The organism is Nitrospirota bacterium, from assembly GCA_040757595.1.
GTDB lineage: Bacteria > Nitrospirota > Nitrospiria > Nitrospirales > Nitrospiraceae > JBFLWP01.
This window is the reverse complement of the sequence record JBFLWP010000027.1, coordinates 1-21190: the sequence shown is the minus strand read 5'-3', so window position 1 is coordinate 21190 and position 21190 is coordinate 1. Positions and strand designations below refer to the sequence as shown.

Genomic DNA, 21190 nt, shown 5'->3' with positions numbered 1-21190 from the left:
CAGCCTCTCGCTGCGGCGCTCCCCGCTAAGCCGGGAACATCTGAGTCAGTGAGCAAATCGGTTAGTGCCCAACGGCAGGCTCTGGCGCCCTCCCGGGAACCGACACCTTGGCTTCGACCGGAGCCTTCTTGGCGCCCAGGGTTCCGAGCCAGAAGACAAACATGATGCTGATCCAGAAGAACAGCACGTTGAACGAGATCATGTTTGCGGCAAAGCCCACCGTATGGGTATAGGCCCAGGGCGAGTTGTCCCGCATGATTTCGTTCACGTGCCAGAACAGCCGGACGGAGGAGCGGATGTAGCCCATCAGCCCCATCATCCAGGTAAAGGCCGTGGCGAGCATGATCAGCGCGTACTGGGAGCGTACCGAGATCTTTCCCCACTCGATCGGCCCGAGCTGCCGCGCCCCCTTCAGCATGACGAGATTGAGCGCGGTCATGAAGAAGAGACAGGAGAGCGTCGTCGCCACCTGCGGCACCGACAGCCCGACCCGCACGTTGGCCGGAATGTAGTAGCCGTAGATGGCCAGCCAGACGATGTTGACGTAGGCGAAAAAGAAGAACACGCCCATGAAGATGTTGCCGAACTTGGACCAGGACACGGTTGGCACCCGGTTACCGCGCTGATACCAGATGAAGCTCAGCACGGTGGTCGTGATGATCACGTTGATGCCGCCGTTCTTGGCCGACATGACTCCGTAGTTTCCCAGAACCGGGTGCTGCTGCCCGCCCATCGCTTTCAACTCGGCGGGGGTCATGACCATCGTGTGCGGGGTGATGAACACCAGGAACCCGCACACGAGCACGAACACGAAGTATTTGATCCATTTTTGGAAGCGCTCGGCGCCGCGCATCCGGCCCAGCGCCTGCCAGAGGTAGTAGTTCGTGCTGAGGAACAGGATTCCGATCATGGTCGCCTGGATGATGAACAGCCAGGCCAGCAGGCCGCCCATCAGCGTGATGCCCATCTGTTGCCGGTAGGCATACACTTCTCGCATGAGCCAGTAGCCAGCGAACGGCAGCGGGATCAGAAAGGCCACGCCGAGCGACATGGCGATGTAGCCCATCCAGTCGTAATGGGCCCGATCCTCTTCGGTCTTGGAAGCCATGAACCGGTAGGCCGCGTAGGCTGCGACCACGCCGCCGCCGAAGGCCATGTTGCCCAGGATGCGGTGCACGTTCAGCGGATTCCAGAGGGCCGTGTGAATGACGTGCCAGATGTTCCCGAGAAATCGCCCCTGTTCATCCACGCCGGCCGGGGACATCATGAACCCGATCCAGGAATTGGCCAGGAACATCAGCACGGTGCCGATCACGTTCAGGATCACCGACATGCTCAGGTGAATCCACTTCAGGAACCCCTCCTTCATCTTGTCCCAGCCGTAATAGTAGATGTAGAGGGTGCCGCTCTCGGCCACGAACATCAGCGCATAGATGTGCATGACCGGGCGGAAGATGCTGGACAGGTAGCCGAAGAAGGCTGGGTAGAGGGTCAGGAACGTGAAGATCAGGATTCCGCCCAGGATGGCCGTGAGGGAGTAGGCGGTCAGACTGATTTTGATGAAGTCGTAGGCGAGCTGGTCGTACTTCTTGGCCATCGCCTTGTCCTTCGTCACGACCCCCATGAACTCGATGATCATGCAGAAAATGGGAACGGCCAGGACGAAGCTGCCGTAGTAGAGGTGCTGCTGGTTCGCGAACCAGAGAAGGACGCGGCTTTCGAAGTTATAGCGAGGATAATCTTTAGGGCCGTCCGTCGTCTTCGGCGCCGGAGCCCCGGTTACGATGCCCTCCGTCTTATAATAGACGTCCCGGGCCTTCTCGATCTTCTTCTCCTTCTCTCCGCCCTTCTTCTCCGCGTCAGGTGGGGGGGCGCTGGCCGCCGGGGCCTCACCGCCACTCGCGAGCGCAGGCATTGTCATGACGATCGGCAAGAACAGGAGGCCTGTCATCGCCACCAACGCCATGACTGCCAGCGTTTTCTTCCTGGATAAACTGCGCATGGCTCCCTCCTTAAACACAACCACCGATGATTACCAAAGCCTTGATCCCGGCCGGACTCATCGCGCTCCCGCGTATCGCCAGCCTGGCGATGCTACTTCCTGAACAAGTACCAGTAGTCCAGTCCTTGCATGTCCATGAGAAAATGATCCACGAGCGTAAAGTACGTGACGGCGACGATGACCGACACGATGACGGCAACAACCGGATTGTTAAGCGCGCTCATCTGTGCACTCCCCCTCGGACCGCGCCGCAAGCCTGTCGGCACAGCCACCGAAATTGAAAGCCCCCCTCAGCACGGACACTGGATGCCGGCGAACCAGTAAAAGAACCAGAGGCCCACCGCGCAGGTCACGTAAAAAATCATCTTCCCGATCTTGACTTTCAGTTCGCTGTCAGCCACCGTTGCTTGAGCCATCGTTCCTTCTCCCCATGACGCCTAAAATTGGCACACCCGTTACCTTGACAGGCCGCTAACTCTATGTTAATGCTCTGTTCGTCACCTTGACGGATGAGGGCATAATACGATGGGCAAGAACGCAAAAGTGTTCGACATTATAGTTTTGGCCGGTATGGTTGTCAACATAATTTTAGCCGTCTTCCTAATTCTCTACTACTTTGATTTTCTGTGAGTTTTGGCTTCGCTCCGCTCCCTTCCCGCCCCCTCTTTCCGGCTCCGATGCGGCACACCGAAACCCGATCGTTTCGTCACGGAAGTCGGGGACCATTTTGCTGCGGCTCGTGATCCGCACATCCGTTCCGTGGGTGGTATAACCACCGCCACGCAACACTTTGAAGACGCCGTGTTCCGGGCCCTTGGGATTCTTCTCCGCTGGGTCTCGGTAGGCGTCCTCTCCGTACCAGTCCGCGACCCATTCCATGACGTTCCCGGCACCGTCCGCCGCGCCGAACGGGCTGACATCGCGCTTGAAGGATCCGACCGGCGAGGTGGCCTCGAATCCATCTCGCGAAGATCCTACGTTCGACGCGATCGGATCGAACTCGTTGCCCCACGGCCACAGGCGCCCGTCGGTGCCCCGCATGGCCTTTTCCCACTCCGCTTCCGTGGGCAGCCGTCTGCCTTTCCATCGGCAATACTCGTCGGCGTCCTCCCAGGATACGTAGACCACCGGCTGATTCACGCCTCGCATGCGAGACAGGTTCTTGGCGTAGCGTGAAGGCGGTCCGGCCTTCCGATGCCCTGTGGCTGCCACAAAGGCCTGGTATTGGGCATTGGTCACCTCGTACCGGTCAATGGAGTAGACGTCTAAGTAGATCGCCCGTTCTGGCTGCTCGTCGTAGCCACCCGCTTGGGTCCCGCGGACGAACGGCCCGGCTGGAATCATGACCATCTCTTCTTCGATCGGCGTTTCGCTTGAGGGATGGGCGCCGGAGGAGAGGGTGGAGTCATCGGGACCGGCAGGCGACGTTTCCGGATCCTCGGGAGGCGGTGAGGTCCCCCTGAGGATTCCTAGGACCGGCAAGCTGGTCATGAAGAGGACGGCGAGCAGGAAGACGATCTTGAATCTGGTCTCCAGCATGGCTCATCCCTCACCCTACGGCCGTGGCCGCTGAGCCCTGCTCATTCGCTAGCCCTTGACCTTCCGAGGCTCTGCACGATACTCCTCCGCGTCCTTGGCGCAGCGGATACCGATCGTGCTGTCGGTCCGCCACATCTTGGCCTGGAAGCGTTGCGAGAGTCGGGCTTTGTATGGAGTTTCCCGCCACGAACCGCCTCGGATCACCTTGTGCTGTCCTTCCTCGGGCCCCTGCGGATCCCGGTAGGACGTCTTTTGATAGTAATGTTCCCCGTAGGTGTCGGCCACCCATTCGGCCACGTTGCCGGTCATGTCGTACAAGCCGTAAGGACTCCGGCCGGACTCGAACGAACCGGGGGGGGCCAGGTATTTGAACCCATCCTCGTCTCCGTCCACGTTGGCGTGGCCGCTGCCGAAGTCGTCTCCCCAAGGGTACCGCCTCCGGTCCTCGCCGCGACCCGCCTTCTCCCACTCGGCTTCGGTGGGCAGCCGCTTGTCCGCCCACTTGCAATAGGCCTCGGCGTCGGCCCAGGACATACCGATCGCGGGCAACTCCGGCTTGAGAATCTTGGACTGGTCGTCCTCAAAGACCGGGATAAACGGCTTGCCTCGCTTCGTCATCCTCACGAAGCGGTCGTACTCCGCCTGCGTGACCTCTTTCTTGTCAATCCAATAGGCGCTCAGGTAGACCTGATGCTCCGGAGCCTCGTCCGGATCACCCTCCTTGCCACCCATCGTGAAGGGCCCTTCGGGAATCAGGACCATCTCGCGACCGTCGTCTCCGACCATCGTCTTGTACATGGAAAAATCGGTCGTCACGGCGGCGGCCACGGGCCGGTGTTCGGTCACGATGGATGCGGCCAGCTCGCGCTGCTTCTTCGCCTTGTAGGACTCGTACACCAGGCCTACGATCATGAGGATGAAGGACGCGAACACGAAGATGATCGCCCCGATGAGCACGCCTCGATTTTCCATAGTTCCCGTCGCTTCCCTCGAAGGTCCCCGGCTCAACCGTTCCCCACGTCCACCTGGCTTTCCTCTTTCTGCTTCGCCTGACGCTTGCGCTCGGCCCACAGGTCCAGCAGCGCGGAACACTGAACCCCCAGAAACCCGCCCATCGCAGCCCCGGCCCCGGCTCCCACGGAGATCTTATCCGACCCGGCCAGCGCCCATGCGAGCGCTCCGCCCAGCACGGTCCCGATGAGAATGCTGATCAGGAACCGCCGCCCCCCGAACAGCCCGACGACGGTACCGAGCAGGACCCCTGCCGTGGCTCCCACCGGAAGCGCGCCGCCGCCCATCAACAAACCCAACATGGTGCCGACGGTGCCCATCACGACGGCCCCCAGAAGCATGTCGATGAGCTTGCGCCACGGATGTTGGGCTGTCTGCGCGTCATCAGCGGTCATACCGGCTTGCTTCCTCCGTCGGTGGCTAGGGCGACGAGACCGTGATCGAACCGAAATCAATTTCGACGCCGGGGCCGCCGAGAAGCGAGATGCCCCAGGCCTGCCGAGCCGGTTCGTGCCCGTGGATGCGCTTGAAATCCTCGTAGGCGTTCACCCGCTCCTCGACCCATGTCCCGATCGGCTGCAGCCCGCTCCGCACGACGATTTCCGACGCGTCGAAGACGCCCCCCTCGGTCACGGCGCCCTTGGCTTTGGTCGCGCTCCAGACATATTTCGTGGCAACCGGGATGACCATCAGATCCGTGTCCAGCGACACGAAGACTGCGGCGATCGGCTCAGCTCCGGAGGGCACCGCCTTCAACCGCCACCGCCAGGTCACGATGGGTGCGGCCTTGGGGTCCCAGGCGATCCGTTTGTACACACGCTGGTCGGCTTTCCTGGCGGCCAGGAAGACCACCTCGCCTTCCGACTGGATGGTATAGGCCTGCTTGGCCTTTCCTTCGCTGCGTTGCGCCTTCCAGCCTTTGGGAAATCCGTCCGCATCCCCGTTCTTGAAGTCCTCCAGCACCGTCGAGCCGGCCTGTTGCCCGGAGGCCGGCCCGGCGCCCGACGGTCCCAGCAAGGAAAGCGAGAGCATGAGCGGAAGGGCTGCGCGGCTCAAGCAGACCATGGATCGGAGCCCGTTCACGACGGCTGCGCCTCGCCCGGCGCGGAGGGGAGCATGGCTGAGCCGTCCGCTTGAGCGGACGACGGCTGCCCAATCGCTCTGCGGTCACGGCTGCTGATCCAAAACAGCACCAGGACCGTGAGCCAGAACACGACCATGTTCACCGTGACCATCTTGGCGGCAACGCCCAGCGAGGGGGTATGGGCCCAGGGCGAGACATCCGGCATGACTTCGTTGACGTGCCATGACAGCCGCCCCGACGAGCGGATATAGCCCATCAGCCCCATGACCCAGGTAAAGGCCGCCGCCAGTCCGAACAGCACCACCATGCCCCGAACGGACATCTTCCCCCACTCGATCGGCCCGAGGAGCCTGGCGTCGCGCAGCATCGCCCGGTTGATCCACAGCCCGACGACGAGCACGGTGAGGGTCGAAAAAGCCTGGGGCATGGAGAGCCCGACCCGGACGCTGGCGGGCAGGTAGAATCCGTAGACGGCCAGCCAGACGATGTTCGCGATCCCGACGGCGAACAGGCCGGCCAGGACGAGGTTCCCGGCCTTGGCCCAGGGGACGGTAATGGACCGGTTGGCCCGCCGGTAGAAGATGTAGCTCACCGCCGTCAGACAAATCATGACATTGATCGCGCCGTTCTTGGCCGACATGACCCCGTAGTTCCCGATGACCGGGTGCTGTGCGCCCCCCATAGCCTTGATCTCGCTGGCCGACATGATGATCGTATGGGGCGTGAACCAGACGAACAGACAGCCCATCAGGCCCCAGGTCAGGTATTGGAGATAGGGTTGATACCGCTCGCCGCCGCGGACCCGGCCCATGCTCTGCCAGAGGTAGTAATTGATGCCCAGGAACAGCACTCCGATCAGCAGGGCCTGCACGACGAACAGCCAGGTGAGCAGGCCGCCCATCATGGTCACTCCCATGCTCTGACGGTACTCGTAGACGGACCGCATCAGCCAATAGCCGGCGAAGGGCATCGGCAGGAGCGCGCAGACGGTCACGAACAGAAAGATGTAGCCCACCCAGTCGTAGTAGGCCCGCTCTTCCTCGGACTTGCTCGTGAGAAACCGATAGGACGCGTAAGCCAGCACGACCGCTCCACCGGACATGAGATCGGCCAGAAACCGGTGGACGTTGAGGGGATTCCAGAGGGCCGAGTGCAGAAGGTGCCACTCGTTCCCCAGAAAGCGCCCCTGCCCGTCCACTCCAGCCGGCGCCATCATGAACGCGGCCCAGGCGTTGGCGAGCAGCAGGAGCGCACCGCCCAGGGCGTTGGCGAGCACGCCGACCGACGCGTGGACCCACTTGAGCGCGGGAGCGGCCATCCGCTCCCAACTGTAGTAGTAAAGGATCAGCGCGACCGACTCCCCCAGGAAGACGAGGGCGTAGATCGGCATCATGGTCTTGAAGGTTCCGCCCATGTAGCTCATGAAGCTGGGGTAGAACCAGACGAAGGTGGCCAGCATCAGGCTCCCGACGACCGCGGTCAGGGACAGGGCTAGCAGGGCGACCCGCAGGAAATCGTGGGCCAGCCGGTCGTAGCGGGCGGCCGCAGCCCGGTCCCGCGTCATGAGCCCCATCAATTCGATGATCACGCAAAAGATCGGCAGAGCCAACACGAATCCGCCGAAATAGGTATGCTGCTGGGTCACGAACCAGACGAAGGTCCGGCTGTTCAAAGAGCCGTACCGTCCATACTGGATGGCCTCGGACGGAGGAGCGGGCGGCCCGACGGGCCTCCCTGGCACGTGGAAATAGACGTCGGTCGCCTCCTCCGGCGCGCTCCCGGCTTCAAGCGACTGGGCCTGGCCGCTCCGAGAGAACCCCTCGACGACGGGATCCCCCCCAGCCGCCCCGAGGACGGGTGGCAGGACGAGCAGAGCGGCCGCCAAACCCAGGAGGCAGATGACGCCCGCAAGACCGACCCCACTCGCTCTCACGCTCCGCCCGACCATGCCTCGATCAGCCCCTTCTCACCGTCTCGCCCAGCGCGACCTGATTTTGCGGAATGGCCCGTTCACTGGGAATCGCAGCGGCCTTGGACAGGATGGCAAAGACAAAAGGACAGCGCAACAGGGAGGCGGGCACCTGCCGGTGCACGCGATCCTCCAGGGCGCGACGGTATCCGAGATAGTAACAGTACGCCGTCATGATCGCTCCGACCAGTCCGGCCATGAGTCCTCGCACAACCGGCTCGGCCTGGCCGAGGCGGAGCAGGTAGAATGCCGCGCCGGCGAGCACGAGGTAATAGGTGGCGGCGAAGGCGAGCCCCGGCCACCACCAGAAACGGAACAGCTCCGCCGGAGCCACGGCCCCCAAGACCTCCCGCCAGCCGCCCGGGCGCTGCTGGCCGTCGAGATAGGCCCACAGCGCGAGGGTTCCGCCTGCCAGCGTCACGACCAGGAGCTGTCCGAGGCCCGTCCGGCCGATCTCTCCCAGAGCCTCCAGCGAGACGGCCAGCCCCGCCGCTCCGACTCCAGCCAGCAAGGATCGAATGAGCAGCGGCCGCGCTTGCTCACGCAACAGCGTTCGCAGTGCAGCCCCGTCGGGAAACGTGAGGATGGACTCGCCTTGTCGCTGAATCCGGCGGACGTGCCCGATCTCGAAGGCATCCCTGGCCACGGAGGTGCAGGCGATGATGACGGCCATCATCGCGGGACCGTCCGGATGTCGCAGGAAGTCGTAGTGCACGAGGATGTTCAGGAGCGCCAGCACCATCAACGAGAGCTGGACCCCGTAGGCGAATCCGATCCAGCCGACTAGCCAACCCAGCAGCCTTCCCCCGTCCTCCCTCCACAGGATCGTCAACGAGGCACGCCGAGCGAGCCGATAGGCCCACAGCGCAGTCACCGCCGAGACGGTCCCGCTCAGCACCAACAACGTCGCTGGATCGGACAGGGGAACGACCAGCTTGGCCAGCCGGTACACGGCGAAAGCCACCAGGCCCGGCACCAACATCACGAGCCGCTTCCGTTTGCGAATCGACTCCTCGGTCACCATCAAGGTGAGCCGCGGCAGCACCCGCAGCGTCAGCCGGTGCAACATGCAGCCACCGTGATTCGTGAAGCGTCGATCGCGAAGCGTCGTGAGCTTAGGCCCACTGCGAGATGCGCTTCACGCTTCACGTTTCGCGCTCCCCATGCCGAAGTACCGGGCTTTGACTTCTTCCATGAGCGCCACCGTCACCCGCTGGTGCCCGCGCTCCACCGCCGTCCGCTCCAACTCCACTCGCGCCATGGCGCGGACAGGCCCGGGGATTCGATCCAACCGGCGCTCGGCCTCCGGCTCCCATTCGACGGCCCCGCCTTGCCGGGCTTGCCTCATGACGGCAACCGTGACGATGAGCCGGCCGTTGGCCCGCGCATAGTCCAGAACTTCCTGCCGGACCAAGGGCTCCACGTAGGGGGGGAGCCGCTCCAACTCATAGAGGGCGTCATCCGTCCACATCAGCCGGTCCACGAGGGCGGCCGCTTCCCCCGGAGGCGCTTCCGCCCCCACCTTGAGCCCGCACCCCAGACATTCGGCCCGCACGATCCAGGTCTCCTCCTCAGCCGGCGGCGGACATTCGTCCACCCCTTCCGTATGCATCCACCGACCGCAGCCGCAAGTCAGCATAGCCATGCGCGACCAGCCTCGGCCCTAGCCAATTTTCCCCGGATAGAGGATATACAGCATCGTGTAGGTCACGCTGCCCGTCACGAACAGGATGCAGTAGATGACCATCGTGAACCGGCCCAGAGCCCGGTGGCGCCGAGCTCCGTTCGGCCAGATGCGCTGGATGGCGATCTCCACCGCGAAGACGACGCCGATCAGCAGAAGCAGGCCCAGGTAGACCATGAGCTTCCTGGTGGAAAACCCGGAAGTCGCGACCCGGCTCGCGAAGAGGAACGCCACGACGAGCGTGACGCTGCCGAAGATCAGGCCGATTCTCTTCCAGGAGGTCTGCAGGAGCGCGTCTTTCAACGTCCGCGCCCCGCGATCGAACGTCTGGGCGCGGAATCCGAGCACGATCATGTAGATCGCCATGACCAGACCGATCACGACGAGGATGATGTGCAGGGTGAGCAGCGGGATGAAGACGTGATCGTAGAGCTGCTGAGATCCGCCGAATCCCTCCTTCCCTTCCACCGCCAGGACGCCGAGCTGCCGGAACAGGTAATAGCTCGTGAAGAAGGCCAGCATCGCGACCATGCCGCCGAGCATGAGCCAGTGATGCGCGCCGGACATCCCGCGCCTCGCCTGTAACCACCCGAGGACGAACAGGCCGGTGAAGACGGTGGCCATCAGTTGGCTGAGATCGGCGCCGATCGTGGCGTGCGTTCCCAGGAAGCCCGGCTGTTTCAGCCACTCAAGCATGATTCTTCCCGCCGCTTGTCGCCCGTGAAGCGTCGCTCGTACAGCGTATCTCTTTTCTCGTCGCACATCCCCGCGGTTCCCGCCTCACACCTCACGTTTTACGTTTCACGAGGCTTGACGCCCTGGACCACCGCAGCGCGCTCGAGCTCGGTCACTGGACGGAAGCCGGCTCTTTCCATCCAGCCTCTTGCTTCCGCCACGGTGTAGCACCGGCCACGCTCCGTGTTGACAAAGATGTGCACGGCGAAGGCCGTGACCCAGGCCGGCCCGGTTCGGGTCTCGTCGAGGAACCGGTCCTTGATGACGAGCCGTCCCCCCGCCTTCAAGTGTGAGAACGTTTTCTTGACCAGAGCCGCATTGGCCTCCAGCCCCTGGTAATGCAGGATGTCGGACATCAACACGAGGTCGTACGGTCCGCCCAGAGGATCGCGGTTGAAATCCCCGGCGAGCAGGCTGATCCGCGACTCCAGACCGGCTTCCTTGACGACCCGCTCGGTGAGCTTGAGGGTCTGGGGGAGGTCGAAGACCGTCGCATGCAGCCCGGGATAGAGTCGGCAGCAGGCGACCGCGTTGGTGCCGGCCCCTCCCCCCAGGTCCAGCATCGCGGCGGCTTCGCCCAACTCCAAGCGTTTGGCCAGGGCCGGGCCGCTCTGCTGCCCGATCCGATCCAACACGGACAGGACGCTCGTGCCCAACTCCGGGTCGGTTTCGAACAGGTGGCGGCCGACTGGCGGCCGTCCGGTCCGGATCGCCTCCTCCAGTTTCCCCCAGTTGTTCCATTCGGCGTCGTGCAGGAGCAGCAAGTGTCCCACGTAGTCCGGGGAAGTCCTGTCCAGATGGGCCCGAGCCACTTGGGTATTCGCGTAGCGTTCCCCTTCCTTGGTCAGGACCCTCATCGCCACCAGGGCATTCATCAGCAGCCCCAGCGCGTGCTCGTCCGCTCCCAGTTGGCGCGCGACTTCCGGCAGGAACCAGTCTTTCGCTCCCAGCACGGTAAACAGGCCCAGCTTGACCGCCGTCAGCAGGATCTTCGTTTCCCAGTAGTAGCCGATCTGGAAGATCTCTGCGAGAGAGAGTTCCCGTCGCAAGCGCGCGCACCTCCCGCGGCATCCGGAAATTCAACAATGTTAAACGGTTCGCTCGCGGAAAGGCAAGCGTACGGAAAGGGTTGAGGGTCGTGGCTCACGAGAAGGAACAACAAGGGCAGTGGCCCTTAAGGGCCACTGCCCCCGCTGGAGATAACGAAAACGATGTTCCGCAAAACTCCGGCTACTTTACTTTTTCACCTGAAGCTTGGCCTCGACCTTGCCGCCCTCCGGCACGTCCACTTCGGCCTCGATCTTGCCGGCGAACGGATGCCAGGCCAGGATCTTGTGCTTGCCGGCCGGCACGTTCTGGATCTCGAAGCTGCCGTCCTCCTTCACCACCGCATAGTGAGGATTCGAAACCGGCAGGAAGAAGGACTGCATGAACTCGTGCTGGTCACACTGCAGCCGGAACATGGAGCCCTGTTTGTCCTTGCGCAACACCGCCGGTTTGTCCAGCTTGGAGCCCTTCTCCGCCAGACCGATGTTGAACACCGTCGTGGAGGTTGCGCCCATCACCTCGAACGAGTGCGGGTTGTGCAGCACGCCCTTCACCGACTTGGGATCGTCGGGGTCGGCATCGTGGTTCTCCACGTGGAAGTTCTTCTGCTTGACGACCACGCCCGTGTACGGCTGAAACTCGCAGAACTCGGCCACGACGTTGGTGCCCTTGTATCCGTCCATGAAACCCTTGTCCTCGATATCCCTCACCGACACGACCGCCGCCTTCAGCCCGCCGTCCTTGCCGACCTCGATGGTCTTGAGGAGGCGCTTGTCCCCCTGGGAGAGTTCCTTCTTCGGGATCTTCGGGCAGAACTTCGGGTTGGGGAACTTGGAGAAGAGGAACTCCTTCTCCTCCGACTTGCCGGCATAGGTCACCTTGCCGACGATCGTCCCGCCGGCGAAGGAGGTGAGAGGCGCCGTCAGGAACGCCGCTACCACCAGAGCAAACATTGCGATGAATACACCCTTCCTCATGTCACAGCCTCCTTGTGGTGAATACCGTTCGATCAACTCCCGCCTGAACAAACTCTGTGTCTACCTAGACGCCAGCCCTCTGAAGACAAAATGGACGAGCCCAGTCCTCTTGACTCCATCTGAGGGGGAGACCGCCACGTGGCCGAACCAAAATACAAGTTGGTCCAACCGATCGGTAGGCCATCCTGCAGTCCGGAACGGCCCTGTATACAGCAATGGCTCCGCCCTGTCAACAAAAAAACCGGAAACGAGGAGATTTTGTCCGTTTTTTCAATGCGTTTCGCGAGATGGCGGAGAAGCGAGGATGCGCCCCAATGCCCCGCCGGCCGTCGCCCGCACGGCTGGATCCTGGTCGCGGAGGACCCCTTTGAGGACAGCGACGATCTCCTCGCGCCCGTTCCGCTGATTCTCCGGAGCCCCGAGCTGGCCTAAAGACCGGGCCGCAGCGATCCGCGGCCTTGGCAGCGGATCCTCGATCAGGAGCCGCAAGACACTTACTGATTCTCCAACGGCCTTTCCGCGAGCCCGCGAGAGGGATCGGGCCGCCGCAGCCCTGAGGCCTGGGTCCGTCTGGCGAGTCAGCTCCTGCACCGTCTCGGCAACCAGCTCGTAGGATTCCCCCAGGCCCAGGAGGGCGGACACGACTGCGGCCCGTACGGCGGGATTTGGATCCGCGAGCGCTGATTTCAAGGCCGCCGCCGACTCAGACCATGGCAGTTCTCCGAGGGCCACGGCCGCCGCCGCACGCACGGCCGGGATCGGGTCGCCGAGCGCCTTGGCGAGCGCCGGACCGGCCTCCGGGGCTCCTAGGGCGCCGAGTGCCGTGGCCGCTGCCCCTCGTGCGGACGGCTGGGTGTCGCGCAACGCCTCTTGCAGGATCGGCAGGGCCCTTCGGTCTCCCACATCTCCCAGGACGCGGAGCGCGGTCCCCCGCTCTTCCGGATTCGATGCCGATGCGGCTTTGTAGACCCGATCCCACGCGCCAGGCCGCCCCAGCATGGCAAGAGCGCCCGAGGCGGTAATCTGGACGGTCGCCTGTTCGTCCTGGAGGGCCTTCTCCGCAATCCCGACCGCCGAACGGTCCCGAGCCCGCCCCAGCGCCTTGAGCACGGCGATCCGGGCCATGGCCGCTTGGTCCTCCATGGCTTTCCGGAACCGGGCCGATCGCCGCCCCGCCTCCAGCCGCCCCAGGCCCTCGACGGCCAACGCCCGAACCAGACCGGATCCGTCGCTCAACCCATCCTCAAGATACGGGACCAGCTCCTCGGAGTCGATTTCCTTGAGCGCCGTATAGCCGGCCCCGCGCACCTGCTCTCTCATATCCTTCAAGGCCGGCGTGATGAACCCCACCGCAACCTCGCGCAGCATCCGCGCGTCATCTCTGCCCAGCTTGGCCACCAGCCGATCGTATTCGGCCAAGGCATCGGGGGCACGGTCCAGTTTCAGAAACGCCCTGACACGCAGGCCCAACGCCTCCGGAGCCGCCTCCCGGGAGGCCGCTTCGGTCAGCGACAACACCCTCTCATACTGCCGTTGCTCGAACGCGGCTTGTGCGGCACGGAGCCCGTCGGTTTTCCCGGCCCACACGGCGGTGTTATCCAGCAGCGCGGCGCACAACAACCAGATGCCCCCCCACGCCCGCCGCCACTCCCTTGGGGACGAAGGGCACGGACCCCGGCGCATCGCCGGGCTGCGGACAGGGAACATGAAGCGAGCCAGCCAGGCTCGAATGGAATGAGAGATCACCGCGGGGGTCGAAACGTAGTGGCTCTGCAGCCACGCTGGGACGGCGGACAACATCCCTGCGCTACCGTTGCAGCTCGACGAGCGGGACGATTTCGAGCGGATAGCCGAGGACTCCCGGTCCGAACCGGGGATTCTCAACGACTTGGTGCGCCGTGCGCCGGCCAACCGGAGCCTTGAGCGAGAGCGAAACGGCGACGGTGCCGTTCGGCTCAACCGTCACCGTCTGGGAAGCCATCGGACCGGCCTGGGGATGCCAAGCCACCAGCCGATAGGTCCCGGGCGGCACATCGGTGACCGTGAACTGCCCGGAGGCGTCGGTAATGGCGAAATACGGATTGTCGATCGCGAGGGCCCAGCTCTCCATATAGGGATGGAACCCGCACTGCATGACAAACGTCCGCCGGCCCTTGCTGAGGTAGATGGGGCCCAGCATGGACTTGCCCGGCTGGTGGTTGTGGGTGGCGTGCAGGTCCCCCCGCTTGTGCAGGAAGTTCATCGGCAACGGCTGGTTGAACAGCACGCGAGCTCCGAGATTCGTCGACGTCTCGTAGGCCTGGATGTCGTGCATGACCGGGTCCATGTTGACGACTTCGATCGCGTGGCCGTCGCGGACGACCGTCATGAAGGGCAGAAACCGGCAATCCCTGGCCTCCACGTGGGGGACCGACACCTCAAAGGCCTTCCCGGCCGAAACTCCCTCCAGCATCACGACGACGTCCTTGAGTTCGCCTGATCGGCCTACGACGAAGTCGTACAGCAATCGCCACCCGTTCCCGTTCGAGACGCGGCCGCAATACTGTGGATCCGGATAGATGACGAGGTTGTACCCCTTCGGTTCGGGAACCGGCCCCTCCAGACTGACCCGACCGGTCAGGGTTCCTCCTCCCTTGACCTCGACCACTTCGTAGGCTGCCGAGACGCCTCCGATCAGCACGGCTCCGAGGCCCGCCGCCAGAGCCAGAAGCCTGGCTCCCTGGCGACGCCCGCTCCCCCTCTTGCCTTCTTCACGTTTCACGTTTCGCGCCTCACGTTTCACGGCTTCTGCAGCTCCAACGTCGGTTTGATGTCGACCGGCTTGCCCAGCGCATCGAGACCGAAGCGCGGATTCTCCTCGATCTCGTGGGCGCTGCGCCGACCCCTCGGCGACTGGAACGTAAAGCTGGCCTGGACGGTCTGTTTTGCCGGCACCGTAACTTTCTGCTCCAGCATCTTGCCCACGCCCGGATGCCAGGCCGCCAGCGTATAGTCCCCCGGTGGGACGTCCGGAATCGTGAACGTGCCGTCCGCGCCGGTCACCGCATAGTAAGGATTGTCCACGGCCAACCCCCAGCTCTCCATATAGGCGTGGAACCCGCACTGCATGACGAAGATCCGGCGTCCCTTGGTCATACGAATCGGCTCTTTCATGGGTTCCCCGGCGATATGCTTGTGGTACTCCGCGCTCACGCCGGACTTGGGATGGTGCGGATTCATCGGCAGAGGGGTGTTGAAGAGCACCCGCGGGCCGAGGTGCGAGGTTTCGTAGGCCTGGATGTCGTGCATGACGGGATCCATGTTCACGACGACCACGTCGTGCTGATCCCGGACCACGGTCAAGAACGGGAGGAATCGACAATCCCTCGCCTCGATGGTCGGCGGGTTGAACGTGAAGGCCTTTCCGCGTTCGATGTCCTGGATCAACACGACCACATCCTGCAGCGCGCCGTCCGGCGCGATCCTAAAATCCTCAAGCAGTCGCCACCCGGTGCCGGTGGAAATCCTCCCGCAATAGACGGGATCGGGAAAGGTGATCAGGTTGAAGCCCTTGGGAGTCGGCTTTCCACCGGCGATCGTCACCCTTCCCGTGATGGCTCCCCCATCCGTGACGGCGATTTCCTCATAGGACCAGCCTGGCGAGGCGGCACACACTACCGCCAGCCCCGCAATCGCGAGCCAAGAGTTCCTCATCGGAAGCCTCCGAATGACGCCGAATGAGAGGTTTCGGCTGAACCGGCCACCGTATCCTAGCGAAAACCGCCAGATAAAAAAAGGGGGGAGCCTCCTCGGCTCCCCCCCTCCGTCGTTACCCATGCAGCTCCGTCGCGCCGACGGTGCTTATCGGGCTGCCACCGGAACCACCTGTGCCTGGGTCGGCCGATCCGCTTCCGCCTTCTTCACACCCGGCGCAGCCCCGGACAGCGGCAAGAGCCGCTGGTCCCCGGCCGGAAGCACCCGCAGGTAGCCCCACTGCCCGGACTGCGAATAGGGCAACCGCTGGTTGCTCCAGACGTAATCGCCCGGCAGCCGGTACGGACCACCGGCCGACGGCAGAAACGCGTCGATCGCTTCGGACCCGGAGAACTCGACCACGCTGATCTGGTCGGCGCCCCGCATGTACGGCTCGATCGGCCACTCGTGCTTTTCGATGCTGAACATGCCGTTCTGCTCGTTGCTGGCCCCCAGCACGTGGACGCGCACCGGGTCTCCGGCGTGCGCCTCGATGAGCGGCGTCACGGGATCCTCCGGCGCCTCGACCTTGCAGGGCTGGAAGACACGGCCCAGCGAGCAGCCGGCTTCCTCGCGATACTTGTACGGTTCAGACCGGTAGTTGACGCCGGTCAGCCCCGCCACGTTCTGCACGTACGGCATGAAGCTGGTACCGATGATGTTGTCCTCGTCCTGGAAAAAGAGCGCCACGTCCCGGTAGTTCGACCGCAGCTCGTTCCCCGGGATCGTCCGGTCAATGATCACATCGGCGACCCAGCTGTTCCTGTTCCCCAGATCCTCACCGGTCTTCGGGTCCCGGTACTTGGAGCCCTTCGGGCCGACGACGATGGCCCCGAACAAGCCGTTGCGCGGATTCAGCATCACGTTGCCCCAATCCCACACCAGCGAGGTGATCTCGCCGATGAACGGATCGGCGTAGTACGTGTACGTCCGGCTCTCGCCCGGCCCGATCGTCTGGTCGCCGGCGTTGTTGCCCACGTTGGCGCCCAGCGAGTCCTTGGGATCGAAGGCCAAGGAAATCGCCGAGAACGACGCCCGGCCGTTCTTCATCTTGTTCTTCAAGTTGACCTTGATGCAGTCCCCGACGTTGACGCGCAGGGTCAGCGGCATCGGGTGGAGGCCCTCAGCCACCTTGGAGGCCTCTTCCTCCAGCATGTACACCTTCGCGTCCGGGTTCGTCACCTGGATCTTCCGCTCGAAATCCACCTCGATGGCATCCGGCGCCTTGGGGTTGAACTTCATCGGATGATCCACGGCGACCACGTTGAAGGTCTTGACCGGCGCCTCGGCCGGACAGACCGGCTGCGCCGACGGAATCTCGTTGCGTCCCGAATACCCGGCCGGCAGCTTCTGCAGGTCCGGCTGCTCCTTGTCGTAGACCCGCACGATGCCCCATCCCCCCTCCGAGAATTTCGAGGAGCGGCCGTTGAAGTGGATGTAATCGCCGGCCTGCAGCCGAGGCCCGCCGGCCTTCGGCACCACCAAGTCGTACCGCTCGGCGATCCCGATGTGGATCGAATTCTTCCGATTCGCATCGCCGGCATAGCGTTCGGTGAGGAACGTATGGCCGGACAGCGTCCAGACCATCGTCTCGTTCATGAGCGTGTGCAACAGCCGGAAGACCATCGTGTCCCCGACGTAGGCCCTGAGCAACGGGGTATAGGGGTCCCCGTGGATCGCGCTGTTGAAGACCTGCGACGCCTCGGGATTCGTCGCGAGCCGTTGCGCGATGGGACCGGCCCGGAAGTTCAGGCCGCTTCCCGTGGTGTGGGTGCCGCCGTTCAGGAACGGCATCGGCGTCATGTAGATCTTCTCGGGCATCATGAACGACACGGTCTTGCCCGCCTCGAGCGCCACTTCGACCGGCTGGCCCGGCGGGTTTCCGCTCGTGACGATGTTGACCGTGTGCGGCACCGTGTCGTGGACCTGCACCATCAGCTCGCGGAAGCTGCCGTTCACGCCATGCCCCACCGGCTCGACGGTGCGGATGTCCGCGATGGGGCCGCTGCGGACTTCCTTGCCGGTCTTCGGATCGTGATAGGTGGAGCCGACCGGCTCGGCGATGAAAGTGCCGAACCCGCCGTGCGGCCAGGTCGTGGCCCCGAAGGCATGGTCGTGCCAGAACACGGTTCCCACGTCCGCATCCACCCAGAACCGCTGCCGGACGAACTCCACGGTCACGATGTCGTTCGCCGGGTGGTCGTTTCTGAGCGGCTTCGCCAGCTCGATCGTGTTGCCCTTGATCGCCTTGATGCGGGCGACCTCGTTGCCCTTGACGTTGTCGGCCCCCACCAGGATCAGGATGTTCGGGTGGAATTGGGCCGCGTTCTTCACGGGGATGGCTTTCGCCCCCTTCTTCACCGGAGCGGTCAGCGCCGTGTTCATCGGCACTGGGAGGCCCTTCTTGTTTTTCTTCTCCAGCATCGTGAACGGCCGGACCGACTGTTCGTAGGAGAAGCCGGTGATCACGCCGTCCGACGCCTGGTTGTCGAACTGGAGGAAGTGCCAATGGGTGTTGATCTTCGACGACTGGAAGTTCGTGTAGTCGTCGTCCTCCCACTCGCTCGTCAACGTCCAGTCCAGGCAGTCATAGATGTTCCCGCGGACGACCAGCGGATACTTCAGGTCGTCGTTCTTGCGGATCGCGGCCTCTTCCTCGTGCAGGACGAAGATCAGGCCGTTCTGATCCACGACCGGAGGCTCCTTACCCTGGGCCTTGGCGATCTTGATCGGCAGCTTGATGAAATGGACGTTGTAGTACTTGCGCCCCGCGTTCTCGGGGCACAGGCTCCACACGCCGTTCTCGCCCGGCTTGGCCTGATCCACGCTCTCCTCGCCGTCGTCGTCCCGACGGATCATCTCCAGCCAGGGAGCGCCGACGTGGTTCGGGGAGAACATCACGCGCTTGCCGAAGTGCGGCGTGAGGTGGGGCCACGCCACCTTCCCGGTCGTCGGCTCGAAGGCGATCGGGTGCCGCTTCCCGGGATGCGTGGACTTGTACTTGGGATTGTCGATCGTGCTTTCTTTCTCGCTCATCGCACGGTTGCCGTCCCACACCCAGTCCATCACGGTGGCGTCATAGGACTGGATCTGGCCCTTCTCGTCGTCCTTGTGCCCGGGCTTGCCCTGGGGCGGAAGCTGCATGGCGACCCAGTCCTTGATGTTGATCACCGCCGGGTTCGACTTCCAGTTGGACTTGCCCTTGTCCACGATCTTGAAGCTCTTGCCGAACCAGTCCACGGTCGTGCCGACGAGTTTGTCGGAGGTCACCGGAAGCTTGATCCGGCCCTTCCGGTCCGGCAGCTCCCGCAGGTCCGGCATCACGTCGTTCCGGTATTCGCCGACCTGCAGCGTGTTGTAGACCCGCCAGTAGCCCCACATGCCCGCGACGTAATGGTGCGCGACGTGGCAGTGGAAGAGGAAATCGCCCGCCAGCTGCTGGCACAGGCCGGAGCCGCACTCGGTCTCCAGGTCCAACGCCTCGGAGGGCCCGATCACCTCCACGTCAACCCTGTCCGTCTTGTGGCGGATCACCGGATACTTGACCGGGCCGTTGGTCGCCGTGGCCCAGAGGTTCATGTCGTCGATCGCCCGCGGGCTGCGCGGCCAGCGGATGGTCCCCCCGTGGGGATGGTGAGAATGGAACACTTCCGATCCGCCGTGGACCAGCCGGAACTTCGCCGGATCGCCCAGGTAGGACCGGGGAATCGTCGGGGCCGCATCTCCGAACGTGTAGGAGCTGTACCCCATCGACTCGTCCTCGAACCCGAAATACTCGTGCTGCACGTGCATGTTGTTGATGCCGAACGGCTCGCTGCGATAGTTGATTGCACGGCCGCCCGGACGGTAGGCGTCGGTCAGCGGGTCCCGCTGCGGAAGGAAGTCGCCCTTCTTGTTGACCGGACGGAACGCCTCGTCGCCGACCTCGTGGTAAATCAGCACGAACTCGCGGAAATCCGGCCCCGTCCCGTTCTTGATGATCGCCTGCCAGCCGCTCCGCTGGGGCGTAGGCTCGCCGGTACCCAACGGCTCCAGATACTCCGACCCCTTGGGCTCGACCACGAAGGTCCCGAAGAGCCCCATCACCGTGAGCTCGCGATCCTGGCTGTAGCTGTGGAACTGCCGGCCCCCCTCTTGAGTCGTCGGATGGATGTACCACTCCATCTCGACGCTCTTCTTTTCCTCGACGATCGAGTCCGGATTGGTCGTGGTGGCCGGTTTCCCCGTGGCGCTGACGACCATGCTGGAGCCGTGAACGTGCAGGCTGACCGGTCCCCCGCCCTCTTCCAGCTTGTTCCTCAGCGTGATCTTGACGCAGTCGCCCTGGTTGCCGCGGATCACCAGCGGTTGGATCCATTGGGCCTGGACTCCCGGGAGAACCGCGCCCGGATCAAACCCTTCCTTCTCCCGCGCAGCCTTGTTCTTCGCCTCTTCCTCCCGGACCTTGTCGAGGTTCTCGGTCAGCACGTACATGTAGCCGGGATAGTAGTCCAGCCACTGGTTGAGCGTGATCTCGACGTTGATCGCCGAAACGTCGTACTGCCTGACCGGGGCGCCGGCCGGGCAACGACCGCCCTGAGCCGCGACCGGCTCGACCCGCGGGTCCGACATCAGCAGGAGATCCTGGCCGCCGGCCCCGTACTGATGCAACATGGACATGCCGTTGTACATGCCCGTGTTCACTTGATGCACCTGCGGGTCGTGCGACATCTGCTCCATGATCCGTTGATGCTGCTGCTCGACCTGCGCCGCCCGGTCGGGGCGGCCGGAGAGCGTGTCCTCGACGACGGTTTGCCCTTTGAGCTTTTCGGCCCAAGCCGGCGCTTGGTTCGCCATCGAGGTCTGGTGCACGGCGGCGTGCCCTGTGTGGGAAGAGGGAGACTCAGCCCAGGCCAGAGAAGCTCCCGAAAGGGTCCCGCCGACGAGAAGGGCGACGACGGGGATGAACCGCTGAAAAAGAAAAGACGCGAGGTAACGCATGGACCGGCCTCCTTGCAATTACTTCTGGGATGAAATGACCCTGAACGAGTTACGTGTCTGACGTACGCTGGCGGGTTGTGTGGAAGAACCTCCGGTATCCCTAAGGTTGAATAGAGCCGCGGCAGATGTCTCTTCCGCGGAGGGGCCTTACCATACTCAACTCAGCCTCCTCTGTCAACCCTCATGTTCTCACCCTTTTTCGAAGCCACCGGGATTACCTTTAATCTCAACGGTTACTCCGAGCGTTGGAGTTCCGGCCGGTCCACCGCCCACGCGGCAGACGTTTCCTTTCTTCTGGGCCGAACGGCCAAGAGATTCAAGAGGGCGATCAGGATGCTGCCCAGGATCAGCCCGACGCTGATCAGGCGGATGGTTCTGCTGCCCTCGGCCTTCATGTCCTTGCCGATCTCGGCGACGGTCTCCAGGAGCC

At 63.5% G+C, this 21190-nt stretch carries 18 protein-coding genes; all 18 read right to left on the bottom strand.

The window, feature by feature from the left end; all coding sequences use genetic code 11:
* Window positions 1-61 precede the first annotated feature (61 nt).
* Window positions 62-2002 (bottom strand): cytochrome ubiquinol oxidase subunit I, encoded by a 1941-nt coding sequence (locus AB1411_16680; GenBank protein MEW6545226.1) that lies wholly within the window; start codon window positions 2000-2002, stop codon window positions 62-64.
* 92 nt (window positions 2003-2094) lie between these two features.
* Window positions 2095-2226 (bottom strand): hypothetical protein, encoded by a 132-nt coding sequence (locus AB1411_16675; GenBank protein MEW6545225.1) that lies wholly within the window; start codon window positions 2224-2226, stop codon window positions 2095-2097.
* A gap of 66 nt (window positions 2227-2292) precedes the next feature.
* Window positions 2293-2418 carry a hypothetical protein gene (locus AB1411_16670; GenBank protein ID MEW6545224.1) on the bottom strand — a complete coding sequence of 42 codons (126 nt, stop codon included), beginning with the start codon at window positions 2416-2418 and terminating at the stop codon, window positions 2293-2295.
* Window positions 2419-2602: 184 nt separating this feature from the next.
* Window positions 2603-3541, bottom strand: coding sequence for an SUMF1/EgtB/PvdO family nonheme iron enzyme (locus AB1411_16665; protein MEW6545223.1), 939 nt, complete (start codon window positions 3539-3541; stop codon window positions 2603-2605).
* A 48-nt stretch (window positions 3542-3589) separates the two neighbouring features.
* The gene (locus tag AB1411_16660) at window positions 3590-4513 is read right to left on the bottom strand and encodes an SUMF1/EgtB/PvdO family nonheme iron enzyme (GenBank protein MEW6545222.1); all 924 of its coding nucleotides are present in this window, start codon (window positions 4511-4513) and stop codon (window positions 3590-3592) included.
* Window positions 4514-4545: 32 nt separating this feature from the next.
* Window positions 4546-4947, bottom strand: a complete 402-nt coding sequence (locus tag AB1411_16655; protein ID MEW6545221.1) for a hypothetical protein — start codon at window positions 4945-4947, stop codon at window positions 4546-4548.
* Between the two features lie 25 nt (window positions 4948-4972).
* Complete coding sequence (locus AB1411_16650; GenBank protein ID MEW6545220.1) at window positions 4973-5635, bottom strand: DUF3047 domain-containing protein; 663 nt, start codon at window positions 5633-5635, stop codon at window positions 4973-4975.
* Entirely contained in the window at window positions 5632-7584 is a 1953-nt protein-coding gene (locus AB1411_16645; protein ID MEW6545219.1) for a cytochrome ubiquinol oxidase subunit I, read from the bottom strand. Before AB1411_16645 ends, AB1411_16650 begins: the two co-directional genes overlap by 4 nt.
* Window positions 7585-7591: 7 nt before the next feature.
* Complete coding sequence (locus AB1411_16640; protein MEW6545218.1) at window positions 7592-8674, bottom strand: hypothetical protein; 1083 nt, start codon at window positions 8672-8674, stop codon at window positions 7592-7594.
* A 69-nt stretch (window positions 8675-8743) separates the two neighbouring features.
* Complete coding sequence (locus tag AB1411_16635) at window positions 8744-9250, bottom strand: PCP reductase family protein (protein ID MEW6545217.1); 507 nt, start codon at window positions 9248-9250, stop codon at window positions 8744-8746.
* 18 nt (window positions 9251-9268) lie between these two features.
* The gene (locus tag AB1411_16630; GenBank protein ID MEW6545216.1) at window positions 9269-9985 is read right to left on the bottom strand and encodes a DUF420 domain-containing protein; all 717 of its coding nucleotides are present in this window, start codon (window positions 9983-9985) and stop codon (window positions 9269-9271) included.
* 98 nt (window positions 9986-10083) lie between these two features.
* Entirely contained in the window at window positions 10084-11073 is a 990-nt protein-coding gene (locus AB1411_16625) for a methyltransferase (GenBank protein ID MEW6545215.1), read from the bottom strand.
* A 186-nt stretch (window positions 11074-11259) separates the two neighbouring features.
* The gene (locus tag AB1411_16620) at window positions 11260-12048 is read right to left on the bottom strand and encodes a hypothetical protein (GenBank protein ID MEW6545214.1); all 789 of its coding nucleotides are present in this window, start codon (window positions 12046-12048) and stop codon (window positions 11260-11262) included.
* A gap of 270 nt (window positions 12049-12318) precedes the next feature.
* On the bottom strand, window positions 12319-13635 hold the full coding sequence (locus AB1411_16615) for a HEAT repeat domain-containing protein (GenBank protein ID MEW6545213.1): 1317 nt from the start codon (window positions 13633-13635) through the stop codon (window positions 12319-12321).
* Window positions 13636-13855: 220 nt separating this feature from the next.
* Complete coding sequence (locus AB1411_16610; GenBank protein MEW6545212.1) at window positions 13856-14809, bottom strand: carboxypeptidase regulatory-like domain-containing protein; 954 nt, start codon at window positions 14807-14809, stop codon at window positions 13856-13858.
* Window positions 14810-14826: 17 nt separating this feature from the next.
* Window positions 14827-15741 carry a carboxypeptidase-like regulatory domain-containing protein gene (locus AB1411_16605; GenBank protein MEW6545211.1) on the bottom strand — a complete coding sequence of 305 codons (915 nt, stop codon included), beginning with the start codon at window positions 15739-15741 and terminating at the stop codon, window positions 14827-14829.
* A 147-nt stretch (window positions 15742-15888) separates the two neighbouring features.
* Window positions 15889-20760 (bottom strand): multicopper oxidase domain-containing protein, encoded by a 4872-nt coding sequence (locus tag AB1411_16600; GenBank protein ID MEW6545210.1) that lies wholly within the window; start codon window positions 20758-20760, stop codon window positions 15889-15891.
* Window positions 20761-20993: 233 nt separating this feature from the next.
* Window positions 20994-21190, bottom strand: a 197-nt coding sequence (locus AB1411_16595) for a hypothetical protein (protein MEW6545209.1), incomplete at its 5' end; no start/stop codon positions are given.